The 18,157-nt window shown below is 70.8% G+C and carries 18 protein-coding genes and 4 tRNA genes; 11 read left to right on the top strand and 11 right to left on the bottom strand.

Translation table 11 applies throughout. The features are described from left to right. Positions 1 to 37: 37 nt before the first annotated feature. A complete protein-coding gene (locus ACZ4UB_RS00270) occupies positions 38 to 577 on the top strand; it encodes a hypothetical protein (protein WP_468067326.1) in 540 nt (179 codons plus the stop codon). 44 nt (positions 578 to 621) lie between these two features. Next, positions 622 to 1,413, top strand: a complete 792-nt coding sequence (locus ACZ4UB_RS00265; protein ID WP_468067325.1) for a maleylpyruvate isomerase family mycothiol-dependent enzyme — start codon at positions 622 to 624, stop codon at positions 1,411 to 1,413. Positions 1,414 to 1,440: 27 nt separating this feature from the next. On the opposite strand, the gene ACZ4UB_RS00260 is transcribed toward ACZ4UB_RS00265, so the two are convergent. After that, positions 1,441 to 2,883, bottom strand: coding sequence for a sulfatase-like hydrolase/transferase (locus ACZ4UB_RS00260; protein WP_468067324.1), 1,443 nt, complete (start codon positions 2,881 to 2,883; stop codon positions 1,441 to 1,443). 110 nt (positions 2,884 to 2,993) lie between these two features. After that, on the bottom strand, positions 2,994 to 3,089 hold the full coding sequence (locus ACZ4UB_RS00255) for a putative leader peptide (RefSeq protein WP_354378985.1): 96 nt from the start codon (positions 3,087 to 3,089) through the stop codon (positions 2,994 to 2,996). A gap of 158 nt (positions 3,090 to 3,247) precedes the next feature. Between ACZ4UB_RS00255 and purF the strand changes: the two genes are divergently transcribed. Both purF and purM read left to right on the top strand, forming a co-directional pair. Continuing rightward, positions 3,248 to 4,765 (top strand): amidophosphoribosyltransferase, encoded by a 1,518-nt coding sequence (gene purF, locus ACZ4UB_RS00250; protein WP_351048873.1) that lies wholly within the window; start codon positions 3,248 to 3,250, stop codon positions 4,763 to 4,765. A 49-nt stretch (positions 4,766 to 4,814) separates the two neighbouring features. Beyond that, positions 4,815 to 5,885: a phosphoribosylformylglycinamidine cyclo-ligase gene (purM, locus tag ACZ4UB_RS00245; RefSeq protein WP_468067323.1), complete on the top strand. Its 1,071-nt coding sequence runs from the start codon at positions 4,815 to 4,817 to the stop codon at positions 5,883 to 5,885. A gap of 118 nt (positions 5,886 to 6,003) precedes the next feature. On the opposite strand, the gene ACZ4UB_RS00240 is transcribed toward purM, so the two are convergent. Both ACZ4UB_RS00240 and ACZ4UB_RS00235 read right to left on the bottom strand, forming a co-directional pair. Then, complete coding sequence (locus tag ACZ4UB_RS00240) at positions 6,004 to 6,267, bottom strand: DUF3073 domain-containing protein (RefSeq protein ID WP_468067322.1); 264 nt, start codon at positions 6,265 to 6,267, stop codon at positions 6,004 to 6,006. Positions 6,268 to 6,604: 337 nt separating this feature from the next. Next, positions 6,605 to 7,711 (bottom strand): Leu/Phe/Val dehydrogenase, encoded by a 1,107-nt coding sequence (locus ACZ4UB_RS00235; RefSeq protein ID WP_354378989.1) that lies wholly within the window; start codon positions 7,709 to 7,711, stop codon positions 6,605 to 6,607. Between the two features lie 190 nt (positions 7,712 to 7,901). Here ACZ4UB_RS00235 and ACZ4UB_RS00230 point away from each other — a divergent pair, with 190 nt between their 5' ends. Continuing rightward, positions 7,902 to 8,756 (top strand): DUF8083 family protein, encoded by an 855-nt coding sequence (locus ACZ4UB_RS00230; RefSeq protein ID WP_468067321.1) that lies wholly within the window; start codon positions 7,902 to 7,904, stop codon positions 8,754 to 8,756. A gap of 512 nt (positions 8,757 to 9,268) precedes the next feature. Next, positions 9,269 to 9,475 carry a developmental transcriptional regulator BldC gene (gene bldC / locus ACZ4UB_RS00225; protein ID WP_003949541.1) on the top strand — a complete coding sequence of 69 codons (207 nt, stop codon included), beginning with the start codon at positions 9,269 to 9,271 and terminating at the stop codon, positions 9,473 to 9,475. Positions 9,476 to 9,833: 358 nt separating this feature from the next. Here bldC and ACZ4UB_RS00220 read toward each other — a convergent pair whose 3' ends face one another. The 3 genes from ACZ4UB_RS00220 to hrpA all read right to left on the bottom strand — a co-directional run bounded on the left by ACZ4UB_RS00220 (position 9,834) and on the right by hrpA (position 14,230). Then, positions 9,834 to 10,013, bottom strand: a complete 180-nt coding sequence (locus ACZ4UB_RS00220; RefSeq protein ID WP_468067320.1) for a DUF6274 family protein — start codon at positions 10,011 to 10,013, stop codon at positions 9,834 to 9,836. Positions 10,014 to 10,152: 139 nt separating this feature from the next. Further along, positions 10,153 to 10,226: transfer RNA gene (locus ACZ4UB_RS00215), tRNA-Asp, on the bottom strand. A gap of 80 nt (positions 10,227 to 10,306) precedes the next feature. Next, positions 10,307 to 14,230 (bottom strand): ATP-dependent RNA helicase HrpA, encoded by a 3,924-nt coding sequence (gene hrpA, locus ACZ4UB_RS00210; RefSeq protein ID WP_468067319.1) that lies wholly within the window; start codon positions 14,228 to 14,230, stop codon positions 10,307 to 10,309. A 118-nt stretch (positions 14,231 to 14,348) separates the two neighbouring features. Between hrpA and ACZ4UB_RS00205 the strand changes: the two genes are divergently transcribed. From ACZ4UB_RS00205 to ACZ4UB_RS00195, 3 genes are read left to right on the top strand one after another with little or no spacing between them, the layout of a single operon-like run. Next, a complete protein-coding gene (locus ACZ4UB_RS00205; protein WP_468067318.1) occupies positions 14,349 to 14,735 on the top strand; it encodes a hypothetical protein in 387 nt (128 codons plus the stop codon). A 60-nt stretch (positions 14,736 to 14,795) separates the two neighbouring features. Continuing rightward, entirely contained in the window at positions 14,796 to 15,533 is a 738-nt protein-coding gene (locus ACZ4UB_RS00200) for a DsbA family protein (RefSeq protein WP_468067317.1), read from the top strand. Continuing rightward, positions 15,530 to 16,378: a cytochrome c biogenesis CcdA family protein gene (locus tag ACZ4UB_RS00195; protein WP_468067316.1), complete on the top strand. Its 849-nt coding sequence runs from the start codon at positions 15,530 to 15,532 to the stop codon at positions 16,376 to 16,378. Before ACZ4UB_RS00200 ends, ACZ4UB_RS00195 begins: the two co-directional genes overlap by 4 nt. Positions 16,379 to 16,416: 38 nt before the next feature. On the opposite strand, the gene ACZ4UB_RS00190 is transcribed toward ACZ4UB_RS00195, so the two are convergent. The 4 genes from ACZ4UB_RS00190 to ACZ4UB_RS00175 all read right to left on the bottom strand — a co-directional run bounded on the left by ACZ4UB_RS00190 (position 16,417) and on the right by ACZ4UB_RS00175 (position 17,174). Next, positions 16,417 to 16,493 (bottom strand) — tRNA-Phe (locus ACZ4UB_RS00190). Positions 16,494 to 16,515: 22 nt separating this feature from the next. After that, positions 16,516 to 16,589, bottom strand: a tRNA-Asp gene (locus ACZ4UB_RS00185). A gap of 39 nt (positions 16,590 to 16,628) precedes the next feature. Beyond that, positions 16,629 to 16,701: transfer RNA gene (locus tag ACZ4UB_RS00180), tRNA-Glu, on the bottom strand. A 122-nt stretch (positions 16,702 to 16,823) separates the two neighbouring features. Further along, a complete protein-coding gene (locus tag ACZ4UB_RS00175) occupies positions 16,824 to 17,174 on the bottom strand; it encodes a metallopeptidase family protein (RefSeq protein ID WP_354378996.1) in 351 nt (116 codons plus the stop codon). A 67-nt stretch (positions 17,175 to 17,241) separates the two neighbouring features. Between ACZ4UB_RS00175 and ACZ4UB_RS00170 the strand changes: the two genes are divergently transcribed. Next, positions 17,242 to 17,724: a FluC/FEX family fluoride channel gene (locus ACZ4UB_RS00170; protein ID WP_468067315.1), complete on the top strand. Its 483-nt coding sequence runs from the start codon at positions 17,242 to 17,244 to the stop codon at positions 17,722 to 17,724. Next, positions 17,721 to 18,098 carry a fluoride efflux transporter CrcB gene (crcB, locus tag ACZ4UB_RS00165; protein ID WP_468067314.1) on the top strand — a complete coding sequence of 126 codons (378 nt, stop codon included), beginning with the start codon at positions 17,721 to 17,723 and terminating at the stop codon, positions 18,096 to 18,098. The genes ACZ4UB_RS00170 and crcB overlap by 4 nt, the downstream gene beginning before the upstream one ends. Positions 18,099 to 18,157 lie beyond the last annotated feature (59 nt).

Here is an 18,157-nt window from a genome sequence, read left to right as displayed (position 1 = left end):
GTCGTCGGTGCGGGGCCGGCGGGGGAACGGGGGCGACATGTCGCGCAGTCGGGGCCGATGGCTCCTCGGGGTCGGGTTGCCGGTGGTCCTGGTGGCCGCAGGGGTGGCCGGTTGGTTCGTCTACGACCGCTACGGGGACCGCGCGCGGAGCCGGTCCGAGATCACCACGGCCTGCCGGGGGCTGGTCGACCCGGACGTGGTGATGCGGGTTGGCGGGAACACGATGGACGCCGGCCCGGCGGGAGCGCAGCTGTGCGTGCTGCGGCGCGCGGTGACCTTCGAGGGCCAGCAGGAGATGCGGGAGTTCCTCTCCCTCACGGTGACCTCCTCCAAGGACGCCGAACCGGGCGACAGCCGCTTCGAACAGGGCCCGCGCAGCGTCACGGCGATCGCGAAGTGCGCCGATCCGACGGCGTCCGGCGCCGTGACCTCCGTGCGGGTGACCGCCGCGGCCGAGTGGGACGGTGTGCTCCGCGGCGAGCCCGACTTCCTGGCGGGGCTGGCCCGCGAGGCGGCCCTGCGCGCGGCGACGGAGGCGGGCTGCGCGGCCACCTTGCCGCCGGCCCCGAAGTCCTGACGGCGCGCGCGTCCCGGTGGACCCGGGACGCGTAGGGTCGGCCCATGCCGCCCGCCAAGAAGAAGCCGCGCACCTACGACCACGCCAGGACCCGCACGGCCGTCCTCGCCCAGTTCGGTCATGTCCGCGACGCCGTACGGGGGTTGGACCCCGAGCAGCTGGCCGGGCCGAGCGGGGTCGGGCACTGGTCCGTCGCCGAACTCGCCGCGCACATCGCCTGGATCGCCGACTCGCTGGCCGCCGGACTCGCCCGGCCGCCCGCCGCCGTCGCCGAACTGGCCGTCGAGGAGTGGCCCTCCGCCACGGCCTCCCTGGCGGGGAAGATCGCCGAGGCGGCGAAGGAGACCCTGGAGGGGGCCCCGCTCGCGGAGCTGTACGACCGGGCCGGGGCCCGGCTGGCCGAGGCGCTGGAGGCGCACCCCGGCAGCCGGGTCCTGGACCTGTGGATCGGGGCCATGACCCTGGCCGACTTCCTGGTCACCCGTACCGTCGAGCTGGTCGTGCACACCGATGACCTGCGGCGCGCCACCGGCATCGAGGTTCCGCTCGACCGCCAGGCCCTGGCCGCCTGCACCCGGCTGCTCGCCGACGCCCTCGCGGTGAAGGCGCCGGGCGGAGCGGTGGAGTTCCGCGTACCGCCCTTCGCGGTGGTCCAGTGCGTCGAGGGACCCCGGCACACCCGGGGCACCCCGCCGAACGTGGTGGAGACCGACCCGATCACCTGGATCCGGCTCGCCACCGGCCGTGAGGGCTGGGCCGAGGCCCTGGCGGACGCCCGGGTCCGGGCCAGCGGCGAGCGCGCCGACCTCCGCGCGCTGCTCCCCCTGATGAGCTGATCGGCCGACGCCCCGTGCGGTGCGGGATCAGGCCGGGTACGGGAGCAGTCCCGCGTCCGTCTTCTCCCAGGCCGCCCGCAACTCCGCGAGGCGGGCCGGCTCCAGGGCCGCCTTGTCGGCCTGCTCGCGCAGGTCCCCCGCCAGGTTGAACAGCTGGTCGCGGCCCCCCTTGCCGCGGTAGTACTTCCAGTCGCCCCGGCGCAGCGCCCGCTCCCCGCGCACCCGCCAGAACAGGTCGTGCTGCGGGGCCTTCTCGCCGCGCAGCAGGTACCCGGCCAGGCTCCTGCCGTCGAGCGGGTAGGCCCGGTCGGGACGGGCCCCGGCCAGCTCCAGCAGGGTCGCCGTCCAGTCCGGGGTGACCACCGGCACGTGGCTGACCTGGCCGCCGTCGATCCGGGCCGGCCAGCGGACGATGGTGGGGACCCGGATCCCGCCCTCCTGCAAGGCGGCCTTGTTGCCCGTCAGCGGCCAGTTGTAGGAGAAGCGCTCGCCGCCGTTGTCGCTGGCGAAGAAGACGAGGGTGTCGTCCTCCTGCCCGGAGCGCTTCAGCGCGGCGAGCACCTCGCCGACCGAGCGGTCGAGGTCCTCGACCATCTGCCGGTACTTCTCGACCGAGCCGCCGTCCTGGTGCCACAGCGCGCGCCCGTCCCCCGCCTTGATCCGGCGGACGACCTCCTGGCTCGCCTCGGTGTCGCCGTCGGCTATCCAAGGCCAGTGCGGGGTGGTGAAGTTCAGGTTCAGCAGCCACGGCTTGTCGTGGCGGCGGCCGACGTACTCGCTCGCCCGCTCGGTCAGGATCCGGGTGTAGTACCGCAGGTCCTTGTACTCGGCGTCGCCCTCGTAGAGGTCGTACTCGCCGCCCAGGCCCAGCTTGGAGTAGTACTCCAGGGCTCCGCCGAAGTTGCCGAAGAACTCGTCCCAACCGGACTTGGTGGGGCTGTAGTCGGGGAGGTAGCCGCAGTGCCACTTCCCGATCAGCGCGGTCGCGTAGCCGGCGGAGCGCAGCAGCGAGGCCAGCGTGGGGTGGGTGGGCTCCAGCCCCGCCGTCCTGTCGGCGATCGGCTCGGCCAGTCCGCCCTTGGTGCGGCCCGGGTAGCGGCCGGTGTAGAGGCTGAACCGGGTCGGCGAGCAGGTCGCCGACCCCGAGTAGGCGTCGGTGAAGCGGACTCCCTGGCGGGCCAGTCGGTCCAGGTTCGGGGTCTTGATGTGCGGGGCGCCGTAGGAGGACAGGTCGGCCCAGCCCAGGTCGTCGCCGAGGATGAACAGGATGTTCGGGCGGCGCCCGGAGCGGCCGCGGGCCGCCTTGAACTCCCGTTCCCGGGGCTGCGCGTACTGCGCCCCGGGCGCGGCGTCGGCGGCCGGGGCCGCCTGCGCCGGGGAGGCGGCGAGACCGACGGCGGCGGTGGCCGCGCCGGCTCCCACCGCACCGCCGAAGGCGCGCCGGGACAGCTCGGATCGGTTCGTGCTCACAGAGGTACTCCAGTCCAGGGCGGAGCCGCCGACGGAAGTCTCCGGCCGGCCCAGACAGAAAAGACCCAGAAAGGGTCAGAAAAGGGGAAAGAACCGCGAAATGTGAGTGGTTACGCGGAACAGCGACAGATAGCGCTCGCGACACGGACCAGGTCTACGTGGCGACGCTCGACGAGGGTGACGCGCAGGTCACCGAGGGGCTGCATGGAGGGGAGCTTGTGCGAACCCACAGGTACCTGTCAACCAGGGCATCCCGGATATCGAGACGGTCACCCTGCGTCCGGTTTACCGGACTGTCCGCACTGTGACATTTCCTGGCCTTCGCCAATTCGGACCAGTGGTCGATCTCGCCTACACTCAAAGCGTGCCTCGTGGTGATGGACGACTCAACCACGACCTGCTCCCCGGTGAGAAGGGCCCCCAGGACGCTTGCGGCGTCTTCGGTGTCTGGGCTCCGGGTGAAGAGGTCGCCAAGCTCACCTACTTCGGACTGTATGCACTGCAGCACCGCGGACAAGAGTCCGCGGGAATCGCTGTGAGCAACGGTTCCCAGATCCTCGTCTTCAAGGACATGGGCCTCGTGTCCCAAGTCTTCGACGAAACCTCCCTCGGATCCCTCCAAGGTCATATCGCGGTCGGTCACGCCCGCTACTCGACCACCGGAGCCTCCGTGTGGGAGAACGCGCAACCCACCTTCCGTGCGACGGCCCACGGCTCCATTGCCCTGGGTCACAACGGAAATCTGGTGAACACCGCCGAGCTGGCGGGGATGGTCGCCGACCTCCCCCGACAGGACGGCCGTGCCACCCAGGTGGCCGCGACCAACGACACGGACCTCGTGACGGCCCTGCTCGCCGGGCAGACGGACGACGACGGCCGCCCCCTGACCATCGAGGAGTCGGCCACCAAGGTCCTCCCGCTGGTCAAGGGCGCCTTCTCGCTCGTCTTCATGGACGAGGGGACGCTCTACACCGCCCGTGACCCGCAGGGCATCCGCCCGCTGGTCCTCGGCCGCCTGGAGCGCGGCTGGGTGGTGGCGAGCGAGACCGCCGCCCTCGACATCTGCGGCGCCAGCTTCGTCCGCGAGGTCGAACCGGGCGAGCTGATCGCGATCGACGAGAACGGTCTGCGTTCCTCCCGATTCGCGGAAGCGAAGCCCAAGGGCTGTGTCTTCGAGTACGTCTACCTGGCGCGCCCGGACACCGACATCGCCGGCCGGAACGTGTACCTCTCACGCGTCGAGATGGGCCGCCGCCTGGCCAAGGAAGCCCCGGCCGAAGCCGACCTGGTGATATCGACACCGGAATCGGGCACGCCCGCCGCCGTCGGCTACGCCGAGGCCAGCGGGATCCCGTACGGGGTCGGCCTGGTCAAGAACGCCTACGTCGGCCGGACCTTCATCCAGCCCTCGCAGACGATCCGCCAGCTCGGCATCCGGTTGAAGCTGAACCCCCTCAAGGAAGTCATCCGGGGCAAGCGCCTGGTGGTCGTCGACGACTCGATCGTCCGCGGCAACACCCAGCGCGCCCTGGTCAAGATGCTCCGCGAGGCCGGCGCGGCCGAGGTCCACATCCGGATCTCCTCCCCGCCCGTGAAGTGGCCCTGCTTCTTCGGCATCGACTTCGCCACCCGTGCGGAGCTGATCGCCAACGGCATGACGGTCGACGAGATCGCCACCTCCATGGGTGCCGATTCCCTCTCGTACATCTCGCTCGACTCGATGATCGAGGCGACGACCATCCAGAAGCCGAACCTCTGCCGGGCCTGCTTCGACGGCGAGTACCCCATGGAGCTGCCCGATCCGCAGCTGCTGGGCAAGCAGCTCCTGGAGACCGAGCTGGCCGGCGGCAAGGACGCCGCCGACGCGCTCCGTCGTCCCTGATCACGCACCCGCAGTAACCGCAGTAACGACACGAAAGCTCATCCCTGTCATGACAGAGAAGACCACCGGTGCCAGCTACGCAGCCGCGGGCGTCGACATCGAAGCGGGCGACCGCGCCGTCGAGCTGATGAAGGAGTGGGTGAAGAAGACGCAGCGCCCCGAGGTCCTCGGCGGCCTCGGCGGTTTCGCCGGCCTCTTCGACGCCTCCGCCCTCAAGCGCTACGAGCGCCCGCTCCTGGCCTCGGCGACCGACGGCGTCGGCACCAAGGTGGACATCGCCCGCCAGCTCGGCGTGTACGACACGATCGGCCACGACCTGGTCGCGATGGTCATGGACGACATCGTCGTCTGCGGCGCCGAGCCGCTCTTCATGACCGACTACATCTGTGTCGGCAAGGTCCACCCCGAGCGTGTCGCGGCCATCGTCAAGGGCATCGCCGAAGGCTGCGTCCTGGCCGGCTGCGCCCTGGTGGGCGGCGAGACCGCCGAACACCCGGGTCTGCTCGGTCCGGACGACTTCGACGTCGCCGGCGCCGGTACGGGAGTCGTCGAGTACGACGCCCTGCTCGGCGCGGACCGCATCCGTACGGGGGACGCCGTCATCGCGATGGCGTCGTCCGGGCTTCACTCGAACGGGTACTCGCTGGTCCGCCACGTCCTCCTCAACCAGGCCAAGATGGCGCTGGAGGGGCACGTGGAGGAGCTCGGCCGGACCCTCGGCGAGGAGCTCCTGGAGCCGACCAAGATCTACTCGCTGGACTGCCTGGCCCTCACCCGCACCGCCGAGGTCCACGCCTTCTCGCACATCACGGGCGGCGGCCTCGCGGCCAACCTCGCCCGGGTCGTCCCGGACCACCTGCACGCCACGGTCGACCGCTCGACCTGGGCCCCCGGTGCGATCTTCGACCTGGTCGGCCGCGCCGGCAAGGTCGAGCGCCTGGAGCTGGAGAAGACGCTGAACATGGGCGTCGGCATGATCGCCGTGGTTCCGCAGGAATCCGTGGACGTGGCCCTGACCGCGCTGGCCGACCGGGGCGTCGACGCCTGGGTCGCCGGCGAGATCCAGGGCCGCGGCGCGCACACCGAGGGCTCGACCCTCACGGGCGACTACGCGAGCTGAGCTCGGCAGGACCGGCGAAGGGGCCGGGAACGCACGGAAACCCGGTCCGGGGCTTTGGCCCTGGACCGGGTTTCCGTGTTGTTCGGATGCTGGTGGTGCGGTGTAGACGCTGGATGCGTCAAGCGCCGCGACGTTGCGCCGACGGACCGGACTCTTCGTCCTCGTCCTCGTCATCGCCGTTGTACAACTTCGCGTACTTGGCGTACGGGTCGTCGTCGTCGTCCAGCTCGTCATCGACCTCGACCGGCGCGCTGACAGGCAGCGGCTCCGTCGGCGATGCGCCCAGCTCATTGGCCAGACGCGAGAGGTCAGTCCCGCCGCTGTTGTACTTCAGCTGGCGGGCGACCTTTGTCTGCTTGGCCTTGGCCCGGCCGCGCCCCATGGCTCGACCCCCTCGGTGACGGGGCTCGACGGCCCCAGAGTCTGACACGCGTTCATGGTTCGGAGCGGGCTCTCCGTGGAGAGACCGTCCGTAGGGCTTTAACGGTACCTGCTTCCGCGGCCATACGGTACGCCGCCCGCATGACGTGCCCCGGCACAGTGCCTGCGAGACGCCCCGTACTCGCTGGTCAGCTGCGATTTTAACCCTATATTGGCGAGCGACCCGCCGAAGCGCAGTGAGTTCCGTCTCTCCGCAACCCCGGCGGGTGCACACGGGCCGAAAACCGGGGCCGGCGCCGGTCTCCACCGGGCGCCGACCCGTCGATCGAATCCGTTGACTAGCCCCGCGCGGCGCGCGCTTCGGCCATCCGCTGCTCGGCGATCCGGTCGGCCGCCGCAGCCGGCGGAATCCCGTCCGACTTCGCACGTGCGAATATGGCCAGCGTGGTGTCGAAGATCTTCGTCGCCTTGGTCTTGCAGCGGTCGAAGTCGAAGCCGTGCAGCTCGTCGGCGACCTGGATCACGCCGCCCGCGTTGACCACGTAGTCCGGCGCGTAGAGGATGCCGCGGTCCGCGAGGTCCTTCTCGACGCCGGGGTGCGCGAGCTGGTTGTTCGCCGCACCGCACACCACCTTCGCGGTGAGGACCGGCACGGTGACGTCGTCGAGGGCGCCGCCGAGCGCGCAGGGCGCGTAGATGTCCAGTCCCGCCAGCCGGATCAGCGCGTCGGTGTCGGCGACCGCCGTCACCTTGCCCGGGTGCTTGTCCAGGATCCGCTGCACGGACTCGGCGCGGACGTCGGTGATGACGACCTCCGCCCCGTCCGCCAGCAGGTGCTCCACCAGGTGGTGGCCGACCTTGCCGACGCCCGCGACGCCGACCTTGCGGCCGCGCAGGGTCGGGTCGCCCCACAGGTGCTGGGCGCTGGCGCGCATGCCCTGGAAGACGCCGAAGGCGGTGAGCACCGAGGAGTCGCCGGCGCCGCCGTTCTCGGGGGAGCGGCCGGTGGCCCAGCGGGTCTCGCGGGCGACGACGTCCATGTCGGCGACGTAGGTGCCGACGTCGCAGGCGGTGACGTAGCGGCCGCCGAGGGACTCCACGAACCGGCCGTAGGCCAGCAGCAGTTCCTCGCTCTTGAGGACGTCCGGGTCGCCGATGATCACGGCCTTGCCGCCGCCGTGGTCGAGCCCGGCGAGGGCGTTCTTGTACGACATGCCGCGGGCGAGGTTGAGGGCGTCGAGGACGGCCTCCTCGTCCGAGGCGTACGCGTGGAAGCGCGTACCGCCGAGGGCGGGGCCCAGGGCGGTGGAGTGAAGGGCGATGACGGCCTTGAGGCCACTGGCGCGGTCCTGGCAGAGCACGACCTGCTCGTGGCCGCCCTGTTCCGTGCGGAACAGGGTGTGCAGGACGCCGTCGGTCATTTCGGTCACGGTGGTGACTCCCATGGATGAGATGCGGCGGGAAGCGCCCTCCTGCGGGTGGGGAGGGCGTTGTTGGGAGCAGCGTAAGACCTGCGGGCCGCGCCGGAGCGCCCTGTCCGGGGATCGGACGGCCGTTCGGACTTCTGAGCGGATTTCTCCCCTGTCGGGGGCGCGCGGCGGCGTACGGGCGCCCGGCGCGGGGGAGTACGAGAGCGTGAGCGAATCCCCCGATCCCCGGCTGCCCAGCGCGCGCCGGGCACCGACCATCCCCTACGCGTCCTACCTGCGCGTGTACGAACCCCTGGCCGCCTTCGCGGAGCCGGAGCGCGCGCACTGGGCCGACTACGCCCGGCGCGGGCACACCCCGACCGCCCAGGACGAGCTGCGCCGGTCGCTGGCCGACCTGGTGCGCGTGCCGCTGGTCGGGGTGCCGGCGCACGAGAGCGCGGACGCCTTCACCGCGGAGTGGGACGGGGTGCTGCTGGTGTGTCCGTGGCGGACCCGGCTGCGGGGCTGGCTGGCGCTGCAGGAGTTGGTGGCCGACTTCCCGCGCCCGGTGCTGGACGCGGCCCTGCCGCCGGGGGTGCGCCGCCGGGCGGCCGAGGAGTACGACGCCTGGCGGGAGCGGAACCCGGACGCGCGCCCGTGGATCCGCACGGCGGTCTGGCAGGTCCCGCTGCGCTGGTTCGTCCTGGTCGCCGACGAGGAGCGGGAGTACGTGCCCGGGGAGTCGCTGCGCTACCGGACGCCGATGGTCCAGGCGCGCCGCAGGCTCGCGCGCGGGCTGCGGACCCTGCGCGAGGCGGAGGGGTACGGGGCGCTGGCGGACGGCCTGGTCGAGGTCGGCAGCTGGCTGGAGGAGTTCCATCCGCGCTCGATGGTCGAGCTGGACTACGGCGGGCTGGTCCACGGACTGCCGGCGGCGGGGCTGGAGCGGGACCGGTCGGCGGCGGAACTGGCGGCGGGCATCGCGGCGCTGCGGGCGGGGGACACCGAAGGTGCCGTAGAGACGTACGTCATATTGGCCGACCGTTGGCGGGCTGTTCGGGAGAGACTGTTCGCCAACTAGCCGTATCGTCCGAACGGCCACAACCCGTGGTACTTCAGGACGATTCACTCATTAGGGTCTTAGTGCCAGGACCTACGTCCCGATCCGGGCCATTGGCTCAAGCGTGACGGACCGCACTTTCCACACCCTTGCGCCCTTCCCCTACCCTCGTGCCAAAATAGGACAAGGAGTCCGGGGAGGGTTCCTTCCGCCCAACTTTGGGCGGATTGCTCGACATTGCACGCTATGGGGGGTCTAGCGACTCCTGATCGCTCTGTGACTGATCGTTACGGTGGGGTGACTGTCCGTTATGGGACGGTCCATCGGCTTCCGCCGCTGATGAACACCTCGGAGGGCAATTCCATCGGTTTGGCCGACGAGGCTGGACAGATGGTGTAGTTGTAGTGCCGAGGACAAGCCGTTCGTCCTATAACCGACTCGGCCTTCGTCTGTCCATTTCGGGCAACGAGGGCCAAGGTGCAGAATTTAGAGGAAAGAACCGAGATGGTTCGGTTCTCCCGAGGAGGCCGCTCATGACCGCTCGCACCCCTGATGCCGAGCCGCTGCTGACCCCGGCTGAGGTTGCCACGATGTTCCGCGTGGACCCGAAGACGGTCACTCGCTGGGCCAAGGCTGGCAAGCTCACGTCCATCCGCACCCTGGGTGGGCACCGCCGCTACCGCGAGGCCGAGGTTCGCGCTCTGCTCGCGGGAATTCCGCAGCAGCGCAGCGAGGCCTGAGGTCCCGCAGCACAACCTTTTACCGGGTCGATATCGGATCCCCCAATCCGATGAAACCCACATGGCTTCATACGGCCCTGGACCTGCCCCAACAGGTTCTTCAGCCGTCGGTCGCGCTGGACTCCGCCGGGTCCAGCGCGATCTTTTTTTATGCCCTGACGCGGGTGCGGATGTCGCGTCGGAGGGCCCCCTCGGGAGCGGGATGGGAGGGGGTGCCATTGCACATATTAAATCGAAGAGGCGTAGGCGCGTGATAAACGTGGGCGTCTCAAAAACTCATGTGGTGACTCCCGTCACAGCTAACAACTCTTGTACATCCGGCATTGCGCCCGTAATGGGGCTGGCCGGACGGCAGAGGTCACGCCGGAGAGGGACCTTCGGCCCCCGGCGGAGATTCCCGCCCCGCCTCCCGCTCCGCCTTCCGAGCGAGCCGCGTGAGCCGGTGGCAGAGGAGGCAGTGACGCGTGAGGTGGCGGCGTCCGCCCGAGGCCGCCAGGTGGGCTCTCAGGAGCGCTCTGAGCTCGTCACGGGCGTTCATGGGGGAAAGTGCACCTCCCGTGCCTGCGGCGGCCGTACGGCCCGCGATCTTCCCGGAGCCGGTCGTGCACGCCGTGCCGTGCCGTCGGGGAATGCGACAGGGCCCGTATCCCTGGGGGATACGGGCCCTGTCGTTACTGCGAACCTGACGGGACTTGAACCCGCGACCTCCACCTTGACAGGGTGGCGAGCTAACCAACTGCTCCACAGGTCCTCGTTCGCGGCCACTTGGTGGCTGCGAAACCGACTGTACAACAGCTGGGGGGGTGAGGTCGAACCCGATCACGCCGGGCGTCACGGAGCGAGGGCGTCGACCGCCTTCACGATGCGCTTGTCGGAGATCGGATAGGCCGTCCCGAGGGCGTGGGCGAAGTAGCTCACCCGCAGTTCCTCGATCATCCAGCGGATGTCCGTGACCGCCGTCGGCACCGGCCGGCCCTGGGGCAACTGCTCCAGCAGCCAGGCGTACTCGTCCTGCATCTCGTGGACCTTCTCCATGCGCGTGGTGTCGCGCTGGACCGAGGTCGGCATCTGCTGCAGGCGCCGGTCGGCCGCCACCAGATAGCGCATCAGGTCGGGCAGCCGCCGCAGCCCGGTGAGGGTCACGAAGCCGGCCGGCACCAGGGCCGCCAGCTGCTTCTGCACGTCCTGCACGTTCTTGACCAGGGTCAGGCTGTTCGTCGCCTTCAGGCGGCGCTCACAGGCCTGCCAGGCGGCCAGCACCTGCTGCACCTGGGCGACCGTGCGTACGGTCGTGTCCACCAGGTCGGTCCGCACCGCGTCGTAGAGCTTGCGGAAGCCCGCCTCGTCCCAGGCGGGCCCGCCGTGGTCGGCGATCAGCTTGTCGGCCGCCGCCGTCGCGCAGTCCTCGAAGAGGGCCTGGATGGAGCCGTGCGGATTGCGGGAGAGCGCCAGCTTCGCCTGGTTGCCCAGCTTGTCGGAGGCGAACTTGGCGGGGTTCACCGCGATGTTGAGCAGGATCAGCCTCCGGGTCCCGCGCCACATCGCCAGCTGCTGCTCGGCTTCCGTGTCGAAGAGCCGTACGCAGACGCTCGTGCCCGCGTCCACCAGCGCCGGATAGGCCTTCACCGGCTGGCCCGCCCGCCGGGTCTCGAAGACCTTGGTCAGGGTGCCGATGGTCCAGTCCGTCAGCCCGGTCCGCTCGATGGTCTCGCCGCCCGCGCGCTCGGCGGTCGCCGCGGCGGCCTGGGAGAGGGCCTTGCGCGCCTTGGGCCGCAGGCGCAGCCGCAGGGCCTCCAGGTCCTTGTCCTCGGCGAGGTTCTTGCGGCGCTCGTCGACGATCCGGAAGGTGATCTTGAGGTGATCGGCGATCCGGCTCAGGTCGAAGTCCTCGGCCGTGACCGGGACCCCGACCATCCGCTTCAGCTCGCGCGCGAGCGTCACCGTCAGCGGCTCCTGGAGCGGTGTGGCGGTGTCCAGGAAGCGGGTCGCGAAGTTGGGCGCGGGCACGTAGTGCCGGCGGATCGGCTTGGGCAGCGAGCGGATCAGCTCGGTGACGATCTCCTCGCGCAGGCCCGGGATCTGCCAGTCGAAGCCCTCGTCGGTGACCTGGTTCAGCACCGTCAAGGGGATGTGCACGGTCACGCCGTCCGCGTCCGCGCCCGGCTCGAACTGGTAGGTCACCCGGAACTTGAGCGGGCCCTGGCGCCAGGAGTCCGGGTAGTCGTCCTTGGTGACCCCGGCGGCCTTCTCGGTGAGCAGCATCTCGCGCTCGAAGTCGAGCAGCTCCGGCTCGTCCCGCTTCTTGTGCTTCCACCAGGAGTCGAAGTGCGCGCCCGACACCACGTGCTCGGGGATCTTCTGGTCGTAGAAGTCGAAGAGGGTCTCGTCGTCGACCACGATGTCCCGGCGCCGGGCCCGGTTCTCCAGCTCCTCGACCTCGGTCAGCAGCTTGCGGTTGTCGGCGTAGAACTTGTGGTGCGTGCGCCAGTCGCCCTCGACCAGCGCATTGCGGATGAACAGCTCGCGCGAGACCTCGGCGTCGATCCGGCCGTAGTTGATCTTCCGCTGGGCGACGATGGGGACGCCGTACAGCGTGACCTTCTCGTACGCCATCACCGCCGCCTGGTCCTTCTCCCAGTGCGGCTCGCTGTACGTGCGCTTGATCAGGTGCTGGGCCAGCGGCTCGACCCACTCGGGCTCGACCTTGGCGTTGACCCGCGCCCACAGCCGCGAGGTCTCCACGAGCTCCGCGGACATGACGAATTTGGGCTGCTTCTTGAACAGCGCCGAGCCCGGGAAGATCGCGAACTTCGCGGAGCGCGCGCCCAGGTACTCGTTCTTGTCGGTGTCCTTGAGCCCGATGTGCGAGAGCAGACCCGCCAGCAGCGACACGTGGATGTGCTGCTCGGGGGCGTCGGCCTCATTGACGTGGATGCCCATCGTCTTGGCGACCGTGCGCAGCTGCGAGTAGATGTCCTGCCACTCGCGGATCCGCAGGAAGTTCAGGTACTCCTGCTTGCACATCCGGCGGAAGGAGGAGGAGCCGCGCTCCTTCTGCTGCTCGCGGACGTAGCGCCACATGTTCAGGAACGAGAGGAAGTCGCTGGTCTCGTCCTTGAATCGGGCGTGGTTCTGGTCGGCCTGGGTCTGCTTGTCCGAGGGCCGCTCGCGCGGGTCCTGGATCGACAGGGCGGCGGCGATGACCATGACCTCGCGCACGCAGTTGTTCTTGTCCGCCTCGACCACCATGCGGGCCAGGCGCGGGTCCACGGGCAGCTGGGACAGCTGGCGGCCCATGGGCGTGAGCCGCTTGCTGTGGTCCTTCTCGGCCGGGTCGAGCGCGCCCAGCTCCTGGAGCAGCTGCACGCCGTCGCGGATGTTGCGGTGGTCCGGCGGGTCGATGAAGGGGAACTTCTCGATCTCGCCGAGGCCCGCGGCGGTCATCTGGAGGATGACGGAGGCGAGGTTGGTGCGCAGGATCTCCGCGTCCGTGAACTCCGGACGCGAGAGGAAGTCGTCCTCGGAGTACAGGCGGATGCAGATGCCGTCGGAGGTGCGGCCGCAGCGGCCCTTGCGCTGGTTGGCGCTGGCCTGCGAGATCCGCTCGATCGGCAGCCGCTGCACCTTGGTGCGGTGGCTGTAGCGGGAGATGCGGGCGTTGCCCGGGTCGATCACGTACTTGATGCCCGGGACGGTCAGCGAGGTCTCGGCGACGTTCGTCGCGAGCACGATGCGCCGTCCCGTGTGCTGCTGGAAGACGCGGTGCTGCTCGGCGTGCGAGAGCCGTGCGTAGAGGGGGAGGACCTCCGTGAAGCGCAGGTTGCGCTTGTTCAGCGCGTCCGCGGTGTCGCGGATCTCGCGCTCGCCCGAGAGGAAGACCAGGATGTCGCCGGGCCCCTCGGACTGGAGCTCGTCGACCGCCTCGCAGATCGCGGTGATCTGGTCGCGGTCGCTGTCGTCGCCGTCCTCTTCCAGGAGCGGGCGGTAGCGCACCTCGACCGGGTACGTACGGCCGCTGACCTCGACGATCGGGGCCTCGCCGAAGTGCCGGGAGAAGCGCTCGGGGTCGATCGTCGCCGAGGTGATGATCACCTTGAGGTCGGGGCGCTTGGGCAGCAGCGTGGCCAGGTACCCGAGCAGGAAGTCGATGTTCAGCGACCGCTCGTGGGCCTCGTCGATGATGATCGTGTCGTAGGCGCGCAGCTCGCGGTCCGTCTGGATCTCCGCGAGGAGGATGCCGTCGGTCATCAGCTTCACGAAGGTCGCGTCCTGGTCCACCTGATCGGTGAACCGGACCTTCCAGCCGACCGTCTGGCCGATCTCGGACTTCAGCTCCTCGGCGATCCGCTCCGCGACCGTGCGTGCGGCGATCCGGCGGGGCTGGGTGTGCCCGATCATGCCCCGGACGCCGCGCCCCAGCTCCATGCAGATCTTGGGGATCTGCGTGGTCTTGCCGGAGCCGGTCTCGCCGGCGACGATCACGACCTGGTGGTCGCGTATCGCCTCGGCGATCTCGTCCTTCTTCTGGCTGACCGGGAGGTTCTCGGGATAGGTGACCTCGGGCATGCGCGAGGCGCGGCCGGCCAGTCGCGCGGCGGCCTTCTCGGCCTCCGCGGCGATCTCGTCGAGCACGGCCTGCTTGGCCTCGGGCTTACGGATGCGGCGGGCGCCTTCGAGGCGGCGGCCGAGGCGGTGCGCGTCACGGAGGGAGATCTCACCGAGAAGCGTCTGCAGGGCGGCGAAGGAAGTAGACATACCTGGTCGAGGATCTCACCCGTGGGCGTCGGGTGGCGAACGCATTTGTGGGACGGCCCCGTACCATTTCCGGACGAGTCACCCGAAGTGACCCCGCCGTTTCCCTGAGAGGCCCGCCATGTCCCGCCCCGGTCCGCGCCTGTGGTGCCTGCTCGGCGCCGTCCTCGCGGTGCTGCTGGGCTGCGCGGCGCAGGGACCGGCGCAGCCGCCGGGTCCCGCGGCGGCCTCCGCGAGCGCCTTCGCGCGCGCGGCGGACGGGAGCCACGCCGCGGCGGCCGCGCACGCGGTTCCCGACCGGGGCCCCTCCTGCGCGCCGGGCGACCCCGACCGGGGGCGGGTGCCCGCGCTGCCGCTGCGCGGGCCCGGGGACCACGGCTGCACGCCGCTGGCGCGGTGGGCCCCGGACCAGGTCGAGCACGCCCGGGGCGCCCCCGTACGAGCGCCCGCGCGCGGCCCGGACCGGGCGGCGCCGGGCCCGCTGGAGCTGTCCGTGATGCGGGTCTAGGAGGACCGGTACCCCCGGTCCGTCCTCGTCCCCTCCCGTACGTCACTCCGGAGCACCCGCATGCCTTCCTCCTCAGGTTCCGCACGTCCGTCCCGCAAGCCCCTGCTGATCTGCGCCGGGGTCGCGCTCGCCGCCGTCACCCTCGGCATCGTCTCCTGGCAGGCCACCTCCACCGAGGACGCCGGCGCCACGCGCTCCTCCGCGTCCGCGCCCGAGGTCCCCGACGCCAAGGCCGAGCTGATGAAGCTGGCCCGCCGCGACGCGAACGACAAGCTCACCACCGGGCGCGCCGACGCGCCCGTCGTCCTCATCGAGTACTCCGACTTCAAGTGCGGCTACTGCGGCAAGTTCGCCCGCGACACCGAACCCGAACTGGTGAAGAAGTACGTCGAGGACGGCACCCTGCGCATCGAGTGGCGCAACTTCCCGATCTTCGGCGCCGAGTCCGAGGCCGCCGCGAAGGCCGCCTGGGCCGCCGCCCAGCAGGACCGCTTCGGGGCCTTCCACGCCGCCGCCTACGCGGACGGGGCCAAGGAGAAGGGCTTCGGCGAGGCCCGGCTGCTGGAGATCGCCAAGGAGGCGGGCGTCCCCGACCTGGACCGCTTCGCCAAGGACATGGGCGGCGAGCAGGCGGCCGCCGCCGTCGCCGCGGACCAGGAGGAGGGCTATCGCATCGGCGTCACCTCCACCCCGTCCTTCCTCGTCAACGGGCAGCCGATCGCGGGCGCCCAGCCGGCCTCGGCCTTCGACGCGGCGATCACCAAGGCGAAGCGGGCCGCGCAGGCGGCCGCGAAGTGAGCGACATCGGATACCTGGCCGCCCTGCTGGGCGGTCTGCTCGCGCTGCTCAGCCCGTGCAGCGCGCTGTTGCTGCCCGCCTTCTTCGCGTACTCCATCGATTCCACGTCCCGGCTGCTGGCCCGGACCGGGATCTTCTACGCCGGGCTCGCGACCACCCTGGTCCCCCTGGGCGCGGCCGGTTCGTACGCGGGCCGCTTCTTCCACGGCAACCGGGACGCCCTGGTCCTCTTCGGCGGCTGGCTGATCATCGCGCTCGGTGTGGCGCAGGTGCTGGGCATGGGCTTCGCCCCGCGCCGGCTCTCGGAGCTGTCGGGCCGGATCCGCCCGACGACCGTGCTGTCCGTGTACGCGCTGGGCGCGGTCTACGGGTTGGCCGGCTTCTGTGCCGGGCCGATCCTGGGCAGCGTCCTCACCGTCGCGGCGGTGAGCGGCAGCCCGGTCTACGGCGGTCTGCTGCTCGCGGTGTACGCGCTGGGGATGGCCCTGCCGCTCTTCCTGCTGGCCTTGCTCTGGGAGCGGTTCGACCTCGGGCGGCGGCGCTGGCTGCGCGGCCGGGTGATCCGGGCGGGCCGCTTCGAACTGCACACCACCACGCTGGCGTCCGGCCTGTTCTTCATCGCGCTCGGCGCGATGTTCCTGGCGTACGACGGCGCGAGCGCGCTGCCGGGGCTGCTGGACGTGGACGACTCGTTCGCCGTGGAGGAGTGGGTGCGCTCCGCCGCGGACGCGGTGCCGGACTGGGCGCTGCTCGGGCTGGTCGTGGCCGGGGCGCTGGTCGCGGGCCTGGCGCAGTGGCGCCGTAAGTCCCGGACCGCCGACGGGGCGGAGCCGGAGGAGGGATGACGCAGAAGGCCCCGTCCGATGGACGGGGCCTTCTGTACTGGTGGCTGGGGCCGGGGTCGAACCGGCGACCTATCGCTTTTCAGGCGATCGCTCGTACCAACTGAGCTACCCAGCCACGAAACTCTTGCGAGCTTCAGCGAACCTGACGGGACTTGAACCCGCGACCTCCACCTTGACAGGGTGGCGAGCTAACCAACTGCTCCACAGGTCCTTGCTATGTGCGAGCGCAAGTCTCGCACATGGTGTTGCGTACCCCCAACGGGATTCGAACCCGTGCTACCGCCTTGAAAGGGCGGCGTCCTGGGCCACTAGACGATGAGGGCTAAAGGCCCGCCTAGGCACTTTCCAGCGCGTCGGGGACGTGAGAAGCATATGGGATCGGGGCGGCGATCGCCAAAACGGTTTCCCCCACCCGATCCGCGGCTCCGCCGCCCCGGCCTGCGGGTCAGCCCCAGCCCAGCTCGTGGAGGCGTTCGTCGTCGATGCCGAAGTGGTGGGCGATCTCGTGCACGACGGTCACGGCGACCTCGTGCACCACGTCGTCGGGCGCCTCGCAGTAGCGCAGGGTCGGGCCCATGTAGATGGAGATCCGGTCGGGCAGCACCCCGGCGTACCACTCGCCGCGCTCGGTGAGCGGCGTCCCCTCGTAGAGGCCCAGCAGTTCCGGATCGTCCGCGGGAGGTTCGTCCTCCACGAACACGGCCACGTTGTCCATCACCCGGGTCAGTTCGGGCGGGATCCGGTCCAGGGCCTGGGCCACCAGCTCTTCGAAGTCGTCGCGCGTCATCTGCAGCACCCGCCCATTGTCCGGGAGCCGGGCGCCGACCGGGAGGGATGCGCCCCGGCGCGTGAGAATGGGCCGCATGGAAATCCCCGTGGGAGACCCGGTGGGGGCGAGCGCCCCGCCGGGCCCGGAGCGGCAGGGACCGGTGCTCGCCGCCGTCTCGGCGGGAGGTGTGCTCGGGGCCTCGGCGCGCTACGGACTCGCACTGCTGTGGCCGGCCACGCCCGGGGCGTTCCCCTGGGCGACCTTCTGGACCAACGTGATCGGCTGCGCGCTGATCGGCGTCCTGATGGTGCTCGTCGCGGAGGACGTGCGCACCGGGCCGCACCCGCTGCTGCGGCCCTTCCTCGGGGTGGGCGTGCTCGGCGGCTTCACCACCTTCTCCACCTACGCCCTCGACGTCGAGCGGCTGCTGGACCGGGGCGCGGCCGGTACGGCCCTGGCCTACGCCGGGGCGACGCTGGCCGGGGCTCTGGGCGCGGTGTGGGCGGCGGCGGCGCTGACCCGGCGCGCGGTGGGCGGCCGACCGGCGGCCGGCGGGGACGGGGCGGTGCGGGCGTGAACTGGCTGTTGGTGGTGATCGGCGCGGCCGTCGGGGCGCCGCTGCGCTATCTGACGGACCGCGCGGTGCGGCCGCGGCACGACTCGGTGTTCCCCTGGGGGACGTTCGTGGTGAACGCGGGTGCCTGCCTCGTGCTGGGCGCGCTCACGGGCGCCGTGCTGGACGGGGCGGCCTCGTCGCGGCTGAGCCTGCTGCTGGGGACGGGCCTGTGCGGGGCGCTGAGCACGTACTCGACGTTCTCCTACGAGACCCTCCGACTGGCCGAACGGGGCTGGAAGTTCCTCGCGCTGGCGAACGTGGCCGCGTCCGTGCTGGTCGGACTGGGCGCCGTACACCTGGGGTTGCGGGTGGCGCGGGCGCTGGCCGGGGGCTGAGCGCCGGGGCGCGTGCAGCCGGTGGCGCAAGGGGCGTGTCTCTTACGGGGCAAAGAGAG

Source organism: Streptomyces sp. NPDC028419 (assembly GCF_055565515.1).
Note: the sequence above shows the minus strand (reverse complement) of the source record. Positions and strands in the feature narration are given on the sequence as shown.

Coding starts and splice junctions, on each gene's coding strand:
- ACZ4UB_RS00240 (WP_468067322.1), bottom strand. CDS start 6,267: ATGGGGCGCGGCCGGGCCAAGGCCAAGCAGACAAAGGTCGCCCGCCAG.
- bldC (WP_003949541.1), top strand. CDS start 9,269: ATGACCGCTCGCACCCCTGATGCCGAGCCGCTGCTGACCCCGGCTGAG.
- ACZ4UB_RS00200 (WP_468067317.1), top strand. CDS start 14,796: ATGCCTTCCTCCTCAGGTTCCGCACGTCCGTCCCGCAAGCCCCTGCTG.
- ACZ4UB_RS00170 (WP_468067315.1), top strand. CDS start 17,242: ATGGAAATCCCCGTGGGAGACCCGGTGGGGGCGAGCGCCCCGCCGGGC.
- ACZ4UB_RS00235 (WP_354378989.1), bottom strand. CDS start 7,711: ATGGGAGTCACCACCGTGACCGAAATGACCGACGGCGTCCTGCACACC.
- ACZ4UB_RS00220 (WP_468067320.1), bottom strand. CDS start 10,013: ATGAACGCCCGTGACGAGCTCAGAGCGCTCCTGAGAGCCCACCTGGCG.
- hrpA (WP_468067319.1), bottom strand. CDS start 14,230: ATGTCTACTTCCTTCGCCGCCCTGCAGACGCTTCTCGGTGAGATCTCC.
- ACZ4UB_RS00270 (WP_468067326.1), top strand. CDS start 38: ATGTCGCGCAGTCGGGGCCGATGGCTCCTCGGGGTCGGGTTGCCGGTG.
- purM (WP_468067323.1), top strand. CDS start 4,815: ATGACAGAGAAGACCACCGGTGCCAGCTACGCAGCCGCGGGCGTCGAC.
- ACZ4UB_RS00265 (WP_468067325.1), top strand. CDS start 622: ATGCCGCCCGCCAAGAAGAAGCCGCGCACCTACGACCACGCCAGGACC.
- ACZ4UB_RS00205 (WP_468067318.1), top strand. CDS start 14,349: ATGTCCCGCCCCGGTCCGCGCCTGTGGTGCCTGCTCGGCGCCGTCCTC.
- ACZ4UB_RS00255 (WP_354378985.1), bottom strand. CDS start 3,089: ATGCAGCCCCTCGGTGACCTGCGCGTCACCCTCGTCGAGCGTCGCCAC.